This window comes from Microbacterium sp. ZW T6_19 (assembly GCF_044987465.1).
GTDB classification, from domain to species: domain Bacteria; phylum Actinomycetota; class Actinomycetes; order Actinomycetales; family Microbacteriaceae; genus Microbacterium; species Microbacterium natoriense_A.
Genome location: NZ_JBJDRH010000001.1, coordinates 65,084 through 84,661, shown reverse-complemented (window position 1 = coordinate 84,661; position 19,578 = coordinate 65,084). Strand labels below are relative to the sequence as shown.

Annotated in this window: 9 protein-coding genes; 4 read left to right on the top strand and 5 right to left on the bottom strand. The window is 68.9% G+C overall.

The features are described from left to right. Positions 1-9 precede the first annotated feature (9 nt). From ACI3KT_RS00320 to ACI3KT_RS00310, 3 genes are all read left to right on the top strand, one after another. Positions 10-2,910 carry an immunoglobulin-like domain-containing protein gene (locus ACI3KT_RS00320; protein ID WP_404901720.1) on the top strand — a complete coding sequence of 967 codons (2,901 nt, stop codon included), beginning with the start codon at positions 10-12 and terminating at the stop codon, positions 2,908-2,910. After that, on the top strand, positions 2,904-5,066 hold the full coding sequence (locus ACI3KT_RS00315; RefSeq protein WP_404901718.1) for an RICIN domain-containing protein: 2,163 nt from the start codon (positions 2,904-2,906) through the stop codon (positions 5,064-5,066). Before ACI3KT_RS00320 ends, ACI3KT_RS00315 begins: the two co-directional genes overlap by 7 nt. Before the next feature lie 109 nt (positions 5,067-5,175). Beyond that, the gene (locus ACI3KT_RS00310) at positions 5,176-5,484 is read left to right on the top strand and encodes a MazG nucleotide pyrophosphohydrolase domain-containing protein (protein WP_292907068.1); all 309 of its coding nucleotides are present in this window, start codon (positions 5,176-5,178) and stop codon (positions 5,482-5,484) included. 30 nt (positions 5,485-5,514) lie between these two features. On the opposite strand, the gene ACI3KT_RS00305 is transcribed toward ACI3KT_RS00310, so the two are convergent. After that, positions 5,515-6,828 (bottom strand): HNH endonuclease signature motif containing protein, encoded by a 1,314-nt coding sequence (locus tag ACI3KT_RS00305; protein WP_404901715.1) that lies wholly within the window; start codon positions 6,826-6,828, stop codon positions 5,515-5,517. A 261-nt stretch (positions 6,829-7,089) separates the two neighbouring features. Here ACI3KT_RS00305 and ACI3KT_RS00300 point away from each other — a divergent pair, with 261 nt between their 5' ends. Further along, positions 7,090-7,974, top strand: a complete 885-nt coding sequence (locus ACI3KT_RS00300) for an aminoglycoside phosphotransferase family protein (protein WP_404901713.1) — start codon at positions 7,090-7,092, stop codon at positions 7,972-7,974. 115 nt (positions 7,975-8,089) lie between these two features. On the opposite strand, the gene ACI3KT_RS00295 is transcribed toward ACI3KT_RS00300, so the two are convergent. The 4 genes from ACI3KT_RS00295 to ACI3KT_RS00280 all read right to left on the bottom strand — a co-directional run bounded on the left by ACI3KT_RS00295 (position 8,090) and on the right by ACI3KT_RS00280 (position 19,568). Then, positions 8,090-12,079, bottom strand: coding sequence for an Ig-like domain-containing protein (locus ACI3KT_RS00295; RefSeq protein ID WP_404901710.1), 3,990 nt, complete (start codon positions 12,077-12,079; stop codon positions 8,090-8,092). A gap of 235 nt (positions 12,080-12,314) precedes the next feature. Beyond that, complete coding sequence (locus ACI3KT_RS00290) at positions 12,315-14,783, bottom strand: glycoside hydrolase family 43 protein (RefSeq protein ID WP_404901708.1); 2,469 nt, start codon at positions 14,781-14,783, stop codon at positions 12,315-12,317. Positions 14,784-15,307: 524 nt separating this feature from the next. Continuing rightward, on the bottom strand, positions 15,308-17,254 hold the full coding sequence (locus ACI3KT_RS00285; RefSeq protein ID WP_404901706.1) for an Ig-like domain-containing protein: 1,947 nt from the start codon (positions 17,252-17,254) through the stop codon (positions 15,308-15,310). 1 nt (position 17,255) lies between these two features. Further along, positions 17,256-19,568, bottom strand: a complete 2,313-nt coding sequence (locus ACI3KT_RS00280) for a glycoside hydrolase family 127 protein (protein ID WP_404901704.1) — start codon at positions 19,566-19,568, stop codon at positions 17,256-17,258. Positions 19,569-19,578 lie beyond the last annotated feature (10 nt).

The window sequence follows — 19,578 nt, the reverse complement described above, 5'->3', positions numbered from 1 at the left end:
AAGAAGAACATGACAAGTCTGCTCGCACAGAGCGCCCGGAAGACGGCGGCGATCGTCGCCGCGGCCGCCACCATCGTCGCGATCGGAGCGGTGAGCTCGCACACCGCCTCGGTCGCCGCCGAGGGCCCCGCTCCGCTCATCCACTACTCGTTCGACTCCGCCGCGGGGGCCACGGTCAGCGACCTCTCCGGCAACGGCTACGACGGGGTCATCAAGCAGTCCGGCGCGAGCGTGGCGAATGGCCAGCTCACGCTCCCCGGCGGAGCCAGGGCGACCGCCGGCTACCTCGAGATCCCGACGGCCGGGCTCGTCGGCAAGCAACAGGTCACGGTCTCGACGTGGCTGTCCGGCCGGTCCGGCGCCGCGAACACCGCCGCCGCGTTCATCGGAGCCCCGGTGGCTTCTGGAGCGAGCTACTCCAGCGCCTACTGGCTGCTGAACCCGACGAATCCCAGCGGCTACGTGAAGTCGGCGCTCACCAACGCGGTCAGCGCCACCGCCCCGTGGGGCACCGAGGTCGGCGCGGGTGCGACCAACGCGGCGACATCCGGCATCAAGACGCCCACCGGCCTGTCGCTGTACACGACAGTCATCGACGGCGCCGCGGGCACCATGACGACCTACGTGAACGGAGCGCAGATCTCGTCGGTGTCGATCAGCCGCAACGTCTCGTCCTTCGGCTCGAACCTCCTGTCCTATCTCGGCCGCTCGACGTACAACGACGCGAACTGGGCGGGAGACGTCGACGACTACGCGGTGTACGCCAGCGCCCTCAGCTCGGCCGATGTGCAGTCGCTCTACACCGGCCAGGCCCTCGACCGGGCTGTCGCGGGCGTGACGGTTCCGGGCTCTGCGACCGCCACGTTCACCCTGCCGACCAGCAGCAGCGGCGTCGCGGTGTCGTGGGCCTCCGACAGTCCAGCCATCCAGATCTCCGGAGGAACGGCCGCGGTCACGCGGCCCGCACCGGGATCGGCGGATGCCGTCGCCACCCTCACCGCGACCTTCACGGTCGGCGGCGCCGTGACCACGCGCACGTACTCCGTGACCGTGCCCGCCGAGCTCTCCGACCAGGCCAAGGCGGATGCCGACCTCGCGTCCGTGTCGATCGCGGGAGCGGATGACGTGCGCACCGCTCTCTCGGTCGCGACGTCCGGAGCGAACGGTTCGACTCTGAACTGGTCGGTCGTGTCCGGCGCGGCAGTGGCTCAGATCGCCGAGGGCGTGAAGGCCGGTTATGCGACCGTGGCGATCACTCGTCCGGCAGGAGCCGATGCCGCCGCGGTCCTCGAGGTCACGGCGACGAGCGGCGCCGCGACGGCCACGAAGCAGATCGCTCTGACCGTGACGCAGGCGCCCACCGCATCCGACGAGAAGGAGGCCTACGTCTGGGCGTTCTTCACGGGCGAGGGGGCCGGCGCGGAGCGTGTCAGCCTCGCGGCCTCGAAGGGCAACGACGCACTGCGCTGGAACACGCTGAACGACGGCGAGCCGATCTTCACGTCCACGCAGGGAACGACGGGTCTGCGCGACCCGTTCATCATCCGCTCGCACGAGGGCGACAAGTTCTACATGCTCGCCACCGACCTCAAGGTCGACGGCCTCGCTGGCGGCTTCACGACGGCGCAGATCTCCGGGTCGCGCGCCATCGAGGTCTGGGAGTCCACCGACCTCGTGAACTGGTCGTCGCAGCGGCACGTCGAGGTCTCGTCGGCCTATGCGGGCAACACCTGGGCGCCTGAGGCGTACTGGGACGACGAGCTCGGCCGCTACGTGGTGTTCTGGGCGTCGAACCTGTACCCGACGACCGACGTCGCCTCGCGCACCGGTGTCACCTACAACCGCATGGTCTACGTGACGACCGACGACTTCGTGACCTTCTCGGAGCCGCAGATCTGGTCGGACGTGAAGCGCGGCACCGGCCTCGGGCTGATCGATTCGACTGTCGCCGAGCAGGACGGCATCTACTACCGTTTCACGAAGGACGAGGGCTCGATGACGATCCGCGAGGAGAAGTCGACCGACCTGCTCGCGACGATCTCGGGCGCCCTCCCCGGTACGACCGGCTCGGCGGACGAGTGGACGCTCGTGCAGGAGAAGATCGCAACCGGCCTGCCCAACGGCGAGCCGGGCGGCACCTACTCCAGCGGCGAGGGACCGAGCATCTTCCCCTCGAACCCTGGAGATGCGAACGGCTTCGACTGGTACCTGTTCATCGATCAGCCCTCGTATCACGGCGGCCCGAACCACTACATCCCGTTCGGTTCGACCGACATCACGAACGGCGCCTCCTGGCAGCCGCTCGGCTCCATCCTTCGGGCCAATCTGCCGCAGAACAGCGACGGCGGCAAGCCGCGGCACGGAACCGTGATCCCGGTCACGCGCGCTGAATACCAGACCGTGCTCGAGGGCTTCGCCCCAGAGATCGCCGTCACCGAGGTCGCGCCGATCACGGCATCCACCCGTGCCGGCACCGCCCCCGCACTGCCGAAGGCCACGCTCACGACCGCGAGCGGCGCGACCTCCACGGTCGACGTCGCGTGGGAGGGCGTCGATCCTGCCGACTACGCGACGGCGGGTACCTTCACGGTGCGCGGCATCGCGCAGGATGATTCGCGGATGCCGGTCACCGCGACCGTGACCGTGACTCCGGGTGTCGGCCTCGACCTGTCGACGCGCTGCGTAGCGGGCAAGGTCGTCGTCACCGCCACGGCTGTCAACGCGGCGACCACCGCCGCTCGGGTCACGATCGGCTCGGCCTTCGGCGAGAAGATCGTCGACTTGGCAGGCGGCAAGAGCACGACCGTCACGTTCAGCACCCGGGCCGCATCCGTCGCCTCGGGTTCGGCGCAGGCATCCGTCGACGGGGCGGTCGTCGCGACCGGCAGCTACGGAGCGCGCACATGCTGAACCCGGTGCGCAAGGTGCTGCACACCGCTCTGATCGCAGCACTCGCGATCGGCGGGCTGACCGCCGCCGACAGCCTGCAGGCTCCGGCCGCGCAGGCTGTCGGCGAGGACACCTTCACGAATCCGCTCGCGCCCGACACGGCCGATCCGACGATCGAGTTCCACGACGGCAACTACTACATGGTGTCGACCACGTGGGACAACAAGGTCGTGATGCGCAAGGCGCCGACGCTCGCGGCTCTCGGCACCACCAAGCCGGTGACGGTGTACTCCGACACGAATGCGGGCCGCAACGGCAACATGTGGGCGCCGGAGCTCAAGCGCCTGAACGGGCCGAACGGGTGGCGCTGGTACCTCATGTACACGATGGGCGTCGCCGGTGATTACGGCACCCAGCATCTGCAGGTGATCGAGAGCGCGGCCGACGACCCGATGGGTCCGTACACGTACAAGGGCCGCCCGCTGCCGATCGACGACTGGAACATCGACGGCTCGTACCTCGAGCTGAACGGCGAGCTGTTCATGGTGTGGTCGGAGTTCGCCCCCGATGGGCTGCAGAGCAACTACATCGCCCGCATGTCGAACCCGTGGACGGCCACCGGGCCGCTGAACATCCTGTCGCAGCCGGTCGAGTCGTGGGAGACCATCGGTCAGCCGGTGAACGAGGGGCCGATCGCGCTGCAGCACGACGGCCGCACGTGGGTCACGTATTCGGCGAGCTTCTGCGGCACCGCCGACTATCAGCTGGGCACGCTCGAGTACACGGGCGGAGACCCGGTGCTGTCCGCGTCGTGGCAGAAGAGCGACGGCCCCGTGTTCTCGCAGGCGAACGGCGTGTACGGCTCGGGTCACAACGACTTCTTCACCTCGCCCGACGGCACCCAGACGTGGAACCTGTACCACGCCAACGCGCGGCCGGACGGCGGGTGCAGCCGCGAGCGTTCGGCGCGGGCGCAGATCGTGACGTGGGATGCCGCGGGCGAGCCCGACTTCGGCATCCCGCAGGCGACGAGCACGGCGATCTCGGTGCCGAGCGGCGAGAACGCGCCGTTGACAGCGCAGGTCGAAGGTGCGCGCTGGAACCTCGTCAGCCGCAGCACAGGGCAGTGCGCCACGGTGTCGACCGACGAGGACGGCGCCGCGATGGTCGCCGGTGATTGCTCTTCGGCACGGTCGCGATTCGTGCTCGACACCACGGGCGACGGTTATCTGCGCATCGTGAACGCCGTGAGCGGCAAGGCTCTGGGGCCGTCGTCGTGCACCACCGCTGCGGGGGCTGCGCTCGAGCAGACGCCGTGGCGCACCAAGGGCTGCCAGCAGTGGTCGGTCGCGCAGACGACGGGCGGCTGGTCGACCCTCACGAACCGCACGAGCGGCAAGCTGCTCGCGGCGGGGACTTCTCTGACGCAGTCCGCGGCCGACGGCTCTGCGGCGCAGGACTGGGCGCTGCGTCCCGCCGGCGCCGTGGTCGTGACGTCGATGGTCTCGGGCAAGGCGCTCGAGGTGCCAGGATGCTCGACGGCCGACGGTGCGATCCTGCAGCAGCGCGAGTACACCGCGACCGCCTGCCAGAGCGTGACGTTCACGGCTGCCGCCAACGGAGAGTCCGAGATGCACCTCGGTGCGGCGCCCGACAAGTGCCTGGCCGTGAGCGGCGGATCGTCGGCCGACTCGGTCGCCGTGACGCAGGGGGCGTGCGGCATCGCCGGCAGCTCCTGGCGTCTGCTCGTGTCGGGTGACGGGGTCGTCGAGTTCCGCAACGGCACGAGCGGCAAGGCTCTCGACCTGTCGTTCTGCGCGGCTGCCGACGGCACCCGCGTGCACCAGTACAGCGTTCTGAACAACGACTGCCAGCGGTTCCGCTTCTCGTCCGTAGCCGTCGACCCTGCGGCGGCGCCGGAGATCGCGGCCTTCGCGACCTCGCGCTGCGTGGCCGGCAAGGCGGTCGTCGTGGCTTCGGTGCGGAATGCGGATGCCGCGACCGTCGCCGTCTCGACGACGGCGGGTTCGTACGGATCGAAGTCTCTGACCGTGGCCGCCGGTGATTCCGCTTCTGCGTCGTTCAGCACCCGGACCGCCGCGCTCGCTGCGGGTTCGGTGCAGGTCACGGTGCCAGGGGCGACGTTCTCAGCGGGGTATCCGGCGAAGACGTGCTGAGCATGTGACAGCGATCGAGTCGCGCAGATGGCCCTGTTTCGAGGTGGAACAGGGCCATCCGCGTGATTCGAGTCCGCATGGTGTCAGTGGATGCTGCCACCATGCGGGGATGGATATCAGACGCTTGCAGGACGAGATCGAGGCCGTGTCAGCGCTCTATGCCGAGCGGTTCGGGATCGAACGCACCGACGACTGGCTGATGCTCAAACTCGGCGAAGAGGTCGGCGAGCTCACCCAGGCGTACCTCTCGCAATCGGGGCGGTCGCGTGATCGGGGTCGCGCAGAGGTCGAGCGCGAACAGGACTTCCGGTCCGAGCTCGCCGATGTCCTCGCCCAGGTGCTGCTGATCGCGCAGAGGTTCGATGTCGACCTCGTCGATGAAGTCGATCGCAAGTGGCTCGCGTGGCGGCGGGACTAGTGCGAGAGCGCTCCGATGGTCCTCCGTTTTTCAGAAGGGTGGCGGTTGGTCGTCTGTCGCCTGTGTGCCGACGATCGGCGGTGGAGGCGTGTCGAGATAGACCTTGCCTGTGGGGCTGGTCCAGGAGAAGGTGCCGCTGTCGACCTGTTCGACGACCCACGGAGTCTGATGCTTCAGCACATGGTGGCGTCGGCACAGGGCGCCGAGATTCTGCTCCTCGGTCGGCCCGCCTGTCGCCGCATCGGTCGTGTGGTCGATGTCGCAGTCCCGCGCGAGGTAGCCGCATCCGGGAAACCGGCACCGCTGATCGCGAGCTCGCAACCACCTCTTGAGTTCGGCAGAGGGCCGGTATCGGTCGACCGCGAGCACGGCGCCGGTGATCGGATGGGTGAGCACGCGGTCCCAACCGGGAGCCTCCGCCGCGAGGCGGCGGGCGGTGACCGCGTCGATCGGAGCGCTGCCGTCTAGTTCGGCGCACGGCCCGTCGATGCCCAGCAGAGCCGTCACCGGGATCGTGACCGACACCGCACCGGTGACGCCGGCGAGCAGTCCGTCCGGGTCGTGTCCGGCCGGCGCGCCGGTGAGCAGCAGGTCGAGCGCGAGGTCGGCGCGGATCTCGTCGAGGAAGCGATCGTCGGCGGCCTCGAGCCGTGCGGTCGTGTCGGAGAGGATGCCGAGGCCCAGCGCGGTGATCCGGTCCGACGCCCCGTGGATCAACGCTGCGGGGCCGAGCAGACCGAACTCCGCCATGCCGTCGGCCCGATCCTTCACCCAGATCCTGCGCGCTCTGCGGGCGTCGCGGTGCCGAACGTCGAGGCTTCGAGGCCGACGGCGTTCGGCGGCCCGGCGCGCGGCTCGCCCGACGCGAGACGGAGACATGCCCGGAGCCTGCACGAGGCCGATCATCTCGTCGGCGTAGGCATCGCGCTCGGACTCGTCATCGAGGTGGGCGCCCGCGTCGACGATCGACCTCGCCTGACCGGCAGTGATCGCGCCCACGCCCTGCGCGCGCCACACCGACGGGAACTGCGTCACCTTGGCATCTGCATCCGTCATCCGATGCTGGAGGGAACGGTCGCTGGACTGCGGGGCGACCGCGAACTCGGCGGCGACGGCTCGCGCCGCGAGATCCATTGCATCGCCCGCAAACGAATCGGGAAGGCCGGGATCGGCGGCAGCCGCAGCATCCGCCCCGATATCGAACGACAGCCGGGAGCCGACCGCCAGCAGCCCCTCTTTCACGGCGAGCAGCTGGTTGATCGTCCGGTCGACATCGACGAGCATCCCGGTGACCGCGCTCAGCGCACCCACCTGCTCCTCGCTCATCTCGACCAGAACCGTCATACCCTCATCATGCTCGGGGCCACCGACATTTCCGGGCCAGATCAGAGGCGGAAACGCACTCTAAGATCACCGGATGATGACGAACCGGAAACCGCACCCGCCTCGTCTCGCGAAGACCCGCGTTGAGCGATCGAAGCGAGTCGACGCGTCGCTCAACGAGCAGGCAGGAACCACGCGTTTCGTCTCGCTGCGCTCGCTCAACGACCAGGGGCGGGGCTCCCTCGACGACCGGGGCGGGCTCGCCCCGCTAACGTCGAGATCATGACCGTGCACGCCGACGAGACGCCCATCGATGAGGACACCGCCCGGCAGCTCATCCACGAGCAGTTCCCGGACTGGAGGCACGAGCCCGTGCGCGCGCTCGACGGCGACGGCACCGTGAACACGATCTTCCGCATCGGCGATCACTTCGCGGCCCGCTTCCCCCGCATGGCGACCACGATCGAGTCGCTCCGTGCCGAGGCCACTGCGATGCGCGAGTTCGCGGACCTCTCCCCCATCGCCGCGCCCACGCCGGTAGCCGTGGGCGACCCGAGCGAGGGATTCCCGATGCCGTGGTCAATCCAGACCTGGCTCCCAGGGCGCGTCGCCACATCCGACGCGGTCGCACACTCGACCGGCTTCGCACGCGACCTCGCCGACCTGTTGCGCGCGCTCCGCTCCGCCGACACCCGCAGCCGGCGTTTCTCCGGGAACGGCCGAGGAGGGGACCTGCAGGACTCGGACGAGTGGATGCAGACCTGTTTCCGCGAGAGCGAGGGCCTGCTCCCCGTCGACGAGCTGCGTCGGCTCTGGAGCGGATTTCGGATGCTGCCGCGTACCGCCCCCGACGGCATGACGCACGGCGACCTGACCCCGGCGAATCTGCTCCTCGAGGGCGACCGGCTGCACGGCGTGCTCGACACCGGCGGCTTCGCCGCCGCCGATCCCGCGCTCGACCTCGTGTCGGTCTGGCACCTGCTCGAGGCCGACGCCCGCGCAGAGCTCAGGCAGGAACTGCAGATCGACGACCTCGAGTGGCGACGCGGAGCAGCCTGGGCGTTCCAGCAGTCGATGGGACTCGTCTGGTACTACCGCGAGACGCTGCCTTCGATGAGCGCGCTGGGCCGCAGCACCCTCGACCGCATCCTCACGGCGGAGGGCTGAGCGAGCGAAGCGACGTTTCGTCTCGCTTCGCTCGCTCAACGACCAGGGTGGTGAGTCCCGTTCGTTGAGCGAGGAGCGCAGCGTCGAGCGTCGTACTGAGCGACCGGGGTCGGGGCTATCCGCACGTCTTCGCGGCGAACGCCGCGTCAGCGGCGTCCGTCACCGACACGATCCCGGCGGGGATCGACGCGAGGCGCGTCGAGAACGACACCGACTTCGACGCGCCCGCATCCACCACCACGCCGGACTTCGTGCCGTAGGGCGAGGCGACATCGACCGTCGCGTCCTCGGCACGCGGGTTGGTCACCGTGACGGCGAGCACCACCTTGCCCGCCACGCACCGCGAGACGACAGCCGCGGTCAGCGGCGCCGGCAGCGCCTCTCCCGTGGCCGCCACCCACGACAGCATCGGCGACTGCGCGTTCGTCGCGGTGAGCGAGAGCGTCACCGCCCCCTCGGCGGCCAGCTCGATGTCGTAACTGAGCACCCGCGAGGGGTTCGCGGCATCCAGCGTGACCGTACCGACGGGGTGCGTCTGCCCGTCGTAGGTCAGCGAGACGTTCGCGCTGCGGGAATTGCTCGCCCACCACGAGTACGAGCCGGCCGCGATCGTGTGCTTTCCGGCGGGCAGCGTTATCGTGTAGCCGACCGAGGCGCCCACCTGATCACTCGTGTACATGCCCGTCGTCGTGGTCTTCGAGTACGGCCCGGCGACGGCGCCCTTGTAGTTGACGACGCTCGCGCCCGCCGCGTTCTTGCCCCAGTGTCCCCAAGCGCCGCCCGCGGCCAGCTTCTGGTCGGCCGCCGCGTTGATCAGCTGATCGCCGAGCAGCCGCTGCACGGCCAGATAGGCGGGCGAGTCGTAGCCGAGAGAACCGGATGCCGTGCCGTTGACGTCGGCGAAGAACACGGTCCCCGCGGGCACGACCTCGACCCTCGCAGCCGTGGTCGCAGAGCCGTACGAGCCGGTCACCGCCACGGTCGCCCACGCCGTCGAGAAGTCGGCGCCGTCGAGATTCCAGGTGATCGGCACCTCGTGCGTGCTGCCGTCGGCCATGGCCGCCGACAGCGTGGCCGGCAACGCGGGATCCTCGCCCACGGTGGTCGCGAGAGACGGCTGCGGCAGAGAGGAGATCTGCGAGGCGAGAGGGAACGACGCCGTACGCAGCCGCGTCACGAGCTGCTGCGCTCCCTCGCCGTCGAGGCGGTACCCGGCTGGATCGTCGGCCGCGGCTTGCGCGTCGGCGAGCGCCCGCTGGAACAGCGCCCAATCGGCATCGGTGTAGTCCTCGGTGCGGGTGATGCCGGATGCCGCGGCCACGGCATCCGCGATCGCCGCCGTCTCTGCGACGCCGGCGGCCGCCGTGCTCGCGACGGCCACTGCGTCGAGTGCCAGGGTTCCTGAGACGACCTCGAAGCGCACTGTGTGTTCGCCCCACGGGAGCCCGCGCAGCGAGTACGCGGCCTGGAAGGACCCGGCCGCCTGCGTCGCGGCGTTTCGCACGAGCTTCTGCCCGTCTACCGTGACATCGAGACGCGCCGAGCCGTCACCCGGCGCAAGCAGATCCGCTCCTGATCCGGTGAACGTGTAGCTGACGCCGGAGCCCGCCCCGGTGTTGCGCGACAGCGAGCGCTGATACTCGAACATGCCGCCGCCGTTCGCGTGCGTCCACCCGCCGTCGTAGACGAGCTTCGTCTGCGGCGCGGCCGAGAGGTCCGTCATCTCGAGCCCGTCGAGGTACTCGCCGTAGTACGGCAGCCAGCCGTCGACCGAAGCGATGCGCAGGTTGTCGAACTGGGTGTTGTAGAAGCCGCTCGCGAGATCGACATAGCCCGACAGGTACGGGTTCGCATCGGTCCAGTCGAACACCTGCGTGCCGTCGATCGATCCGGTGATGCGCCCGCCCGTCGCGGTGATCGAGAGGGTGTGCCATGCCGAGGCCGACCAGGTTCCGGTAACGGTCCCGGCCGCGATCTGCGCTCCGTTCCGCTGGAACACCCAGGTTCCGGCCGAGTTCAGACGCAGGGCGTAGGGAGTTCCGGCCAGCGTGTGCGAGTTGCCGCCACCGCTTGAACGGGCGCCGATCGCCGCGTAATTGTCGGACGCCGCAGCGCGCTCGAAGCGCACGTCGACCGAGGCCGTGTAGTTCGTCCAGCGCCGGTCACCGACCGCCGTGATCGGATCGCCGTTGTTCCACGCCCCGCCGACGCCCGTGGTGGCGCGGTCGATCTGCTGGCGGAGGACGTAGCCGCTGTCGGCCGTCTTGTACGCCTCGAAAGCGCCGTTGCGGTCCCAGGTGTACAGCGGCGTCGCACCGCCGTCGCCGCCGCGGGAGGCGATGAACGGCTCGGTCTCCGAGGTCGGCTCGCCGTTCTCGTCGAACACCGCGACCGTGCGATCCGAGTAGTCGAAGTCGTCAGCCCAGAGGGCACCGGCGTTCGCACCCTCATCGAGCACGGTGCGCTCTCCCTCGACGGGCAGCGGCGAGGTCCAGCCGTCGTCGCCGGTGACGTCGAGAGTCGTCACGGTGGCGATCGAGAACGGCTTGACCGTGACGGTGTAGACACCGGCATCCGCCTGCACGTCCCCGACGTGCTGCTTGTAGTTCGCGTTGAACGCCTCGCCGGCATCCGCCGCCCTGGTCTCCCAGACCGCGAGCTGCTGCGCGGCACCGAAGGAGAAGTTCGACGGGGTGATGCGGTAGCTGATGGTCTTCTCGGAGTCGTTCACGAACACGGTCGAGAACTCCGAGCGATCCGGAGCCGCGAGCGTCATGTAGTTCTGCAGGCCGTTGCGCCCGTTCACCGGGTTCGTGCCTGTAGCCGTCGTGGCGCTGGCGGAGGGCACGGCACGCCAGATGCCCGCCGTGTTGTCGTTGTTCTCCCACCCGGTCTCGGCGAAGCTCGTGAAGTGCTGCAGCACCGCGAGGGCTCCGTCGTAGTGGATCCAGCCGGACCACGGGTCGCTCGCGCCGACGAGCGACTTGAACGAGTACTGGCCGCCCTCATAGAACGAGGCGATCGCCGGCTGGTAGATGAAGTTCGTGCGGTTCGAGTTCACGAAGCCCTTGACGATCGTGTTCGCCATCTCGAGCGCGCTGCCCGTTCCGCCGAAGCCGGTGCCCGCCGTCGTGGGGTCGGCGGTGTTGTTGTTCGGACGGAAAGAGGAGTTGCTGAAGGTCGCCTGCGCCTCGCTGTTCCACACCTCGATGTCGTACTCCTGAGCGAGCTTCTTGAAGCTGCCGGCGCTGTCGTCGTCGGTGTTGTAGTGGAAGCCCGCGACCTGCACGGCATCGCGGAGCGCGGCATCCGCCACCATCTCGTCGCCGAAGGAGCCCGTGCCGACCTCGTCTGAGATCACGGTCTTGATGCGGTGGAAGAGCTCGGCCTCGCCGTCGCGGAAACCCGCCAGCGACGCATCGGGGCTGACGTAGCCGGCGGAGTCGGTGCGGACCCGGTTCGAGAAGTCCTTGGTCCAGGCGAGGTCGGCGGCGTGCTCGTTGACGCCGGGGTTCACCGAGTCGACCATGTAGCCGTACTCGCGGTACGCGGCGAGGATCGTGTTCTTGTACCAGAGGTAGATCTTGTCGTTCGTGTTCGCCCAGGCGGGGGCGTTCCAGCGCAGGATGCTGACCTTGAGGTCGGGGTTGATCCTGAAGGCGTCGGCGGCGAGCTGGAAGCCCGGGTGGCGGGTGACGTTCGCCTCCTCATCGGCGGTGCGCATGGTCGCGACATCCGAGCCGGTCGAGTTGTTGCGATCGTCGCCCATCTCGATCTTGACCTGGTTCATGAGCGGGTGATCGCCGCCGAACAGCACGTGCAGCAGTTCGGCGTACTTCTCGGGCTGCTGCGCCTTGTAGTCCATGAGCAGTGCGCTCGTGCTGTTGGCCGAGAGCGTGCCGAACCCCTTGAAGGTGAGACCGTTGACGTTGTCGGAGGCGATCTTCGTCGCATCGATCGCGACGTCGTAGGTGGCGTCGCTCTGCACGGCGGACACGGCGGTTCCTCCGGCCGCGGCGGATGCCGGAAGCGGAGCCGCAGCGATGACGCACGTGACCGCGACCAGCGCGGAGAGCGCGGCCGTACGGGCTTTCAGACGGAACATCGTTTCCCTTCCCGGTGCCCTTCCGCGACAGTGCGGTTACGGTCGACCATGACCGTACGGACACAACGGGAACAGATTACGATCGTTTAGCTGTTAGCGCTACCAAGATTGCAGTATCGACCAGAAACGATCATCGACCGCGAGGCCCCGGGACCGGGGCCGGGCCGGGGCTGAGACCCCGATCCGGGCGCGAGACCCACGGGGGCTCCGTGGGTCTCACGCCCGGATCAGGAGGTCAGCCGCAGCTCCTGGCGAGATACGCAGTGGCGCCGGAGTAGGCGAGGTCACCGGCGGCGCCTGTCACCTGCACCTCCCCCGCGGCGAGCGCCGACGAGCGCGTCGCGAACGACGACGACGAGGTCGCCCCTGCCGCGAGCGCGACCTTCTTCTCGCCGAACGGCGTCTCGATCGTCGCCTCTGCAGCCACGGCATCCGCATTGCGCACCGACACCACCAGCTGAACCTTGCCCGCCACGCAGCGCGAACCCGTCGACACGACGAGGTCGAGCGTCTCTGCGGGTGCGGCCGCGAACGCCCAGTTGTCGACCTCGACGAGGTCGGCATCCGCAGCCGCGCCGTCGGGCGCGGCGAAGACGAAGAACACATCGTGCTCCCCCGTCGCTCCCGTCACGTCCGCCTGCACGGTCGTCCACGCGCCCACCGTGCCGTCGACCGGGATCTCGGCGACCACCTGGCCGTCGACATCGTCGAGACGGACCTGGATGCTGCCGCCTTCGACCAACGGCTTCACCCGCGCCGACACGGTCGCAGCTCCCGCGCCGAAGTCGACGCCGGAGACCCCGGCGAAGTCGCCGTCGTCGACGCTCGAGAGCACCATGTTGCCGCTGCCGTTGTGCTCGGGGAACTCGACCGACGGAGCATCCGTCTTCGCCGTGCTGACCCCGAGCTGCCAGGCGAGCGTCTCGGCTTCGAAGGTGCGGTACGGGTCGAAGCTCTCGACCTGCGCGACACCTGCGCGGGTGCCGACGATCGGCTTGATCGTGCCGTCCGCGTTGAACTCGAGCTTGTCGATGTGCACCGAGCGGTAGCCCTGCGTGGCCCCCGGCGTGCCGAGCGCCGCTGCCCACGCCGCACCGCGCGTCTGCGCGTGGTAGGTGAAGTACGTCTCGCCCTTGTAGGTGAACATGTCGGAATGGTTGTTGCCGCCGTTGCCCGCTCCGAAGAATGTGGCCTGGTTCTGGAACGCGACTCCGGCATATGCCGACGCCGACAGATCCATCGGGTCATCGGTCATCATGTACGCGATCCCGCCACGCGACGGATACTGACCCGGCACCTCGTTCACCTGGAAGTTCGACGAGTACGAGTAGTAGTACTTGTCGCCGTGCTTGAACATGCTCGACGCCTCGAACATGCCGGGGCCGTCGATCTCCACGGGGTCGCCGTCGAGTGTGACCATGTCGTCCTTCAGCTTGACCACGCGGGTCGACTTCGGATTCTGAGGCCCCTGCACGTTCGGCGCGGTGCCGATCTGCGAGTTGCCGCCGAAGTAGAGGTAGCCCTGGCCGTCGTCGTCGATGAACACCTCGGGGTCGAACAGCCACATACCCGCGGGGAAGCCGCCGCCGGCGATGTACTCGGGCGAGACGGTGTCGGGGATGATCTTCTTGCCCAGAGGATCGGTCCACGGTCCGAGCGGAGACCCGCCGACGACGACGGCGGTGCCGCTGCCGTTGTCGCAGAAGTAGAGGTAGACCTTGCCGTCCTTCTCGATCGCGGCCGGCGCCCAGGAGTTGCGCGACCAGGGCGCGGCTCCGCCTTCGCGCGAGACCGGGACCGTCCCATGATCGACCCAGTTGACCATGTCGCTGGTCGACATCACATTCAGCCGGGTGATCGCCCCATAGCCGTTGGACTGCGTCGGCAGACCGTTGGCGTCCTTGCTGTTCGTCTCGTACTGCTGCGTGTCGTCGGTGGAGTAGATGTAGAGCCGACCGTTGTAGATGAGGTGGTGCGGGTCGGCGCCGAACTTGTGGCCGACCAGCGGGTTGTGGTCCCCGACGGGCTTGGTCTGCACCTTCTCGAGGCTCGTGAACGCCGGCTGCTCCGGTGCGTCCGCGATCTTCACGAGCGACAGCTCATCGACCGCGAAGTCCTGCAGCGCGTTCGAGCCCCACGGCGTCTCGATGAAGAACCAGCCGGCGGCGGCGTGCTTGGCCTCGGCTGTGAACTCCTGGGAGAACGTGCCCCACTCTCCCTGCGTGAAGGTGTGACCGTAGTCGGCGCACCCGTTGAAGTTCGTGGGGCAGAGCGTGAAGTTGAACTGCTGCGTCGCCGCGCCGGTGCTGTATTTCAGCTTCCCGGTCATGCGGTACGTCGCGCCGACCTCGATCTTGCCGGAGACGTTCGCGAACGGGCCGGACTGCGTGTTCTGACGTGCGGCCACCTGCAGCGAGTGTGCTCCGCTCGCCGCGTCGTCGCTCAGCGAGAGCGTGCCGCCCCGGGTGCTCGTCCATCCGGCCGAGTCGGACACGAAGCGGCCGTCTGGCAGGAGGTTCCCCGGCACGGCCGGGGGCTCCGCCACGGCTGCAGTGCGGATGCTCCCGACCGGGTCGGCATACGCGGCACTGGCGCCGGCTGCGGTGACCGACGACGCGATGAGCGCCGCGACTCCGAGCAGGGCTGCGGTACGGGATGCCGGTCGCCCCCGATGCCGGGGGACGCGTGTGTGTGGCGATGTCATGTGCTCACTCCTTGTTTCATGGGTCGCCGAGGGCGCGCTCGAGCAGCGGTATCGACGGATGCCGCTGAGCATGCCGCCTTCGGGCGACGTGATGTGTTTCGTGTGCGACCTGAGACGCGGCCGGCGGTGGATCACCGCGGTCCTGTCGTCGGTCTCCTTGTGGGTCTGGGTGCGCGACCTGGCGTCGTTCGGCGTGCACGCGGGCACGCCGGACACCGCTGTCGAGCGCGAGAACCGCTCGGGTCGATCAGCCCCGGTTCAGATCAGGGACGACCTGGCCCAGCGTTCCCGGGAATCACCGTTCCCGGGGTATGGATATCGTTTTCGTAAACCGCATAGTGCACTCTCCTCCTTGAGGTACGAGGGAATCGGTGCGCGCGATGCGACCACTGAGATCGTGATCGCGAGCTGCCGTCGCGCGCCTACCGCCTGCCTGATGTTACCGGGAACAATTCGGCGGATGCAAGAGGGACGACGAAGAAGGGCCCGCGCGAGCAGCGCGGACCCTTCTTCCGTCCAGCGGCTCAGCTGCAGCTTCTGGCGAGGTACGGCGCGGGTGCCGAGTACGAGAGGTCTTCTGCGGCGCCTGTCACCTGCGCCTCCCCCGCGACGAGCGTCGATGAGCGCGTCGCGAACGAGGACGAACTCGTCCGGCCCGACGCGACCTCGACCGTCTTGGTGCCGAACGGCGTCGTGACCGTGACCTCGGCTGGCACGGTGTCCGCGTTCCGTACCGACACGACCAGCTGCACCGTGCCCGCCACGCACCGCGACGTCGTGCTCACCCGAAGATCCAGGGGCTCGGCCCCCGCCGCGGGCAGCAACACCGTCGCGTAGGCCTCGACGTTGCCCGCGGCATCCTGCGTCTGCACGTGCACGTACCTCGGCTCCTCCGCGAGCTGTACCGAGAACGGCGCCTCATAGGTCGCGAACATGTTGTTGGTCTCACCCGTGGGCGAGGAGTCGGGCCCGTCCGACCAGATCGTGCGGGTGACGCCCGATCCGGGTTCGGCGTCGGACGGCGTGAGCGTGACGAGTGCGAAGGCCGCGTCGACCGCCGCGACGTCGATCGCCGTGGTCGGAGCGACCGTGTCGACCTTGATGCTCTCGGAGACCTCGCCCACCGCCGCGTCGCCGTCGGTCGCCCGGGCGCTCACGGTGACCAGTCCCTGCCCGTCGACCGGGAACGGCGCGCTGTAGGGATTCCAGGTCTGACCGTCGAGGCTGTACTCGACCATGGAGATCGGAGCGCCGGCGGCCTCGGCCGTCACGGTGACGATGGGCGCCGAGGTGTACCAGCCCGAGCCCTGAGGCGCCGAGTCGAGGTCGATCGAGACAAGGGGGCCCGCCTGGGCGGCCGGTTCGACGACGAACACCGAGGCGACCGCTCCCGCCGGATAGCCGTCGACCGCGCCTGCGACATCGAAGAAGGAGTCGGGCGACGCGTATGCCGACGGATCGATCTCGTCCCAGACGACGGCGACAGTGCTGCTCGCGGTTCCGTCGTCGTAGTGCGCCCGAACCGTGCGGGGCAGCACGGGAGCCGCACCCGGAGTCGTGATCGTCGCGGCGTAGTCGATGCCGTCGATCGTCGACGACAGCGCATCGGCGACGAACACCGTTGCAGATATCGGCTGATCCGAGAACCCCTCCACGGTCCCGGAGACCTCGAACGAGCCTTCCTCGGCGTATGACGTCGGGGCGACCGTCGCCCAGTCCACGTTCTCGTAGGCGAGCGGCCCGTTCTCGCCGATCACCCACATCTCGGTCGGCAGCTCGGGAGCCGTGCCGGTGAGAGTGCGCACCGCGACGGCCTCAGCGTCGATGAATGCCCCGGGGTCGGTCGGCTCTGGGTCGACGACCGACGCGTCGACGCCGATGACCTCCCACTCGATCACGCTCGTGGCCTTCTTCTCGCCGTCCACCACCGCGCGATCGAGCACGAGCCTCACGGCCGTCGTCGTCACCGCGTCGAAGTCGGCCTGCACCGCGGGCAGGGAGGAGACGGGGGCCGCCTCGTCGAGCACGGGCAGCTCGTAGGCGAGCGAGGCGCCGGTGACCGGCATCCACTCCCCTGTCCCGCCCCGATACTCGATCTGCCAGGCCGAGGGGATCATGACTCCCGAGTCTCCCGTGAGATGGTTCTGCCACAGGTACAACCGCGACGAGCTCACCGTCACGGGCTTCTCCCACGTGTACGAAGCCCAGTCCTGCGAAGGCCCCGCGGGATCGCCCCAGGTTCCCCACATCTGCGTGTAGTCGTCGGTGGCCGCCGTTCGTGCGTTGTTGAGGGCCGCAGCGGAGTTCCACCCGGTGACGTACCCGACCTCGACGGTCGGCGCGTTGTCTCTCGCGGCCGCCGCGACGTTGCTCGGCTCCTCGGCTCCGATGGCCGGCGCAGCGGAACCCGCGAACGCCATGGTCGCAATGAGCGCGACGAGCAGCCCCGCCGTGCGCTTCCATGCCCGCATCTCAGCGCCCTCCGTCGATCGGGGCCTGTGCGGCTGTGAGCAGGATCTTCTGCCGGTTCCGCGGGCTGAGCAGACCGTCGGCGAGGTAGGAGCCGCTCACCTCGGACACCGCCGCGAGGAAGTCGGTGCGGGTCGCGAACGGCGCCCGCTCCCAGATCTCGTCGAGCAGGGTGCGTCCCGATCTCTTGGGCGTGACGACGCCGGAGTCCTTCCCAGCGAAGGCGACCGACGGCTCGGTGCGCTGCACGTACATGTGGTACGCCACGTCCTTTCCGTTGTAGGCCGGCTCGAAGGTCAAAGACCCGATCGTGAACACGTTGTCGTCGGTCTTCGAGACGCCCCTGGTCACGGCTCCGGAGAGATCGAGCCGGTCGGCCAGGGCCACCTTGAGATAGCTCGTGGCACCGCTCGTCGCGGCCAGCACGACAGGGCCGTACATGAGCGCCTGGATGTCGGGGCGGTCGATCGCGCCCTCGGTGCGCAGGGCGAGGGGGATGCGGATGCCGACCTCGTCGCCCGGGGCCCAGATGCGCTCGAGCGCTGCATAGGTTCCGGGCTCGACGTCGACTCCTGCAGGCTGTCCGTTGATCGTCATCTCGACTCCCGACGCCCATGCGGGTATGCGCAGATGCATCGTGAGCGGCCCGTTCGGTGCGCTCACGATCTTCAGCGTCGACGTCTCGCCCTGCGGGTAGGTCGAGATCTGCTCGAGGACGAGTCCCTTCTCCTGCCAGGTGAGAGTCGACGCGATGTACAGGTTGACGTAGAGCTGCGTCTGATCGGCCGAGCGGAAGTAGATGCCCTCCTGGTACTTCACGTGGCTCTCCAGGCCCGTTCCACCGCAGCAGGTGCCGATGTTGCCGTTGCCGTACTCCTTGCGTGCGCCCGGGTTCACGGGGAACATGTACAGGTTCTCTGGGCCGGAGGTCGACTCGCGGTCGCGGCGTCCGCCGAGGATGTGATTCAGCACCGTCCGCTCGAAGTAGTCCATGTATGCCGGGTTCTGCTCGGTGAAGAACAGGTCGCTCGCGACCTTCAGCATGTTGTAGGCCGCACAGGACTCGGCGTTGCGCGGACCGATGTCGCCGGCCACGGTGTTCGCGGGCCCCCACAGCTCGCCCTCGCCCGTGCCGCCGTGGGCGTAGGAGCGTCCGGGGACGACGAGCTCGTAGAAGCCTCGCGCCGCGTCGAGGAGGTGCTGGTCGCCGGTCTCGGCGGCGAGCTTGATGTAGCCGGGGAACTGCGGGATGTGCTGGTTCGCGTGCTTGCCGTTGAGCGTGTCGGTGCCCGTCGCGCAGGCGTCGACCAGGATCTGCAGGGTGAACAGCTTCGCCGCGTCGAGGAACTCGGCCTTGGCGGGGTCGCTCGAGCGCCAGTACAGCTCGACCAGGCTCTCGTTCATGCCGCCGTACTCGCCTGCGATGTACGAGCCCCACATCCGGGCGAGTTGGGCGGGGGTGCACGCGGACAGCCGGCTGTGCACCCAGTGGCCGATGCCCTCCGCGAGAGCGAGTGCCTTCTCGTTCCCCGCCAGCGCGTGCGCGTCGAGGAGCCCGGCGAGGATCTTGTGCAGCGTGTAATACGGAGCCCAGATCTCGCCATAGGGCGCGTACTCCTCCAGGGCCGAGAACTGCCACTCGCCGTACGCCGAAAGGAATCCGGGGTGCGAGTAGCGGGGAGCATCCTGGTGGGTCTGGGCGGCGAGCGCGTCCCGGACCTCCGCGAGTCCGTCGACCATCGCGTCGACCTTGTTCAGCAGCGCCACTTCACCTGTCGAGGCGTAGGCCATGGAGATGCCGCTGAGGAAGTGCCCGGCGTAGTGTCCGCGCAGAAGTCCGCCGGCACCCGCGGCGTTCTGACCCCGGACGTACTCGCGGGGACCCCAGCGCTGAGCCTCGGGGTTCGGGCCGTACTCCTCCCAGCCGCCGGGCGGCGTCGCGTCGCCCGTGGGCAGCCCCGCATTGCGGCGGAACACCGCGAGGATCTTGTCGACCGCATAGGCCCGGTACATGACCAGGTGCTGATCGAACGCGCGGCGGAACACGCTCTGCCCGAGCGCCACCGCCGCAAGCGGGAACGGCGTGACCGTCCAGGACGCGGGGTACACCGCGGTGCCGGCGGCGAGAACCCGCGCGTTCGAGACCGCGGCGCCGGGGAACCGGAAGGCGGATGCCGGGACGCCGGCCGCGGGTGGCGCCGCTGCCGCAGGGGTCGCGCTCGAGAGGGAGACCGCGGCGAGCATGCCTGCCAGCGTCGCGCCTCCTCCCGCGAGCATCTGCCGTCGGGACAGGGCTCGGTCACCGGAGTACGTCATCGTGGGTTCC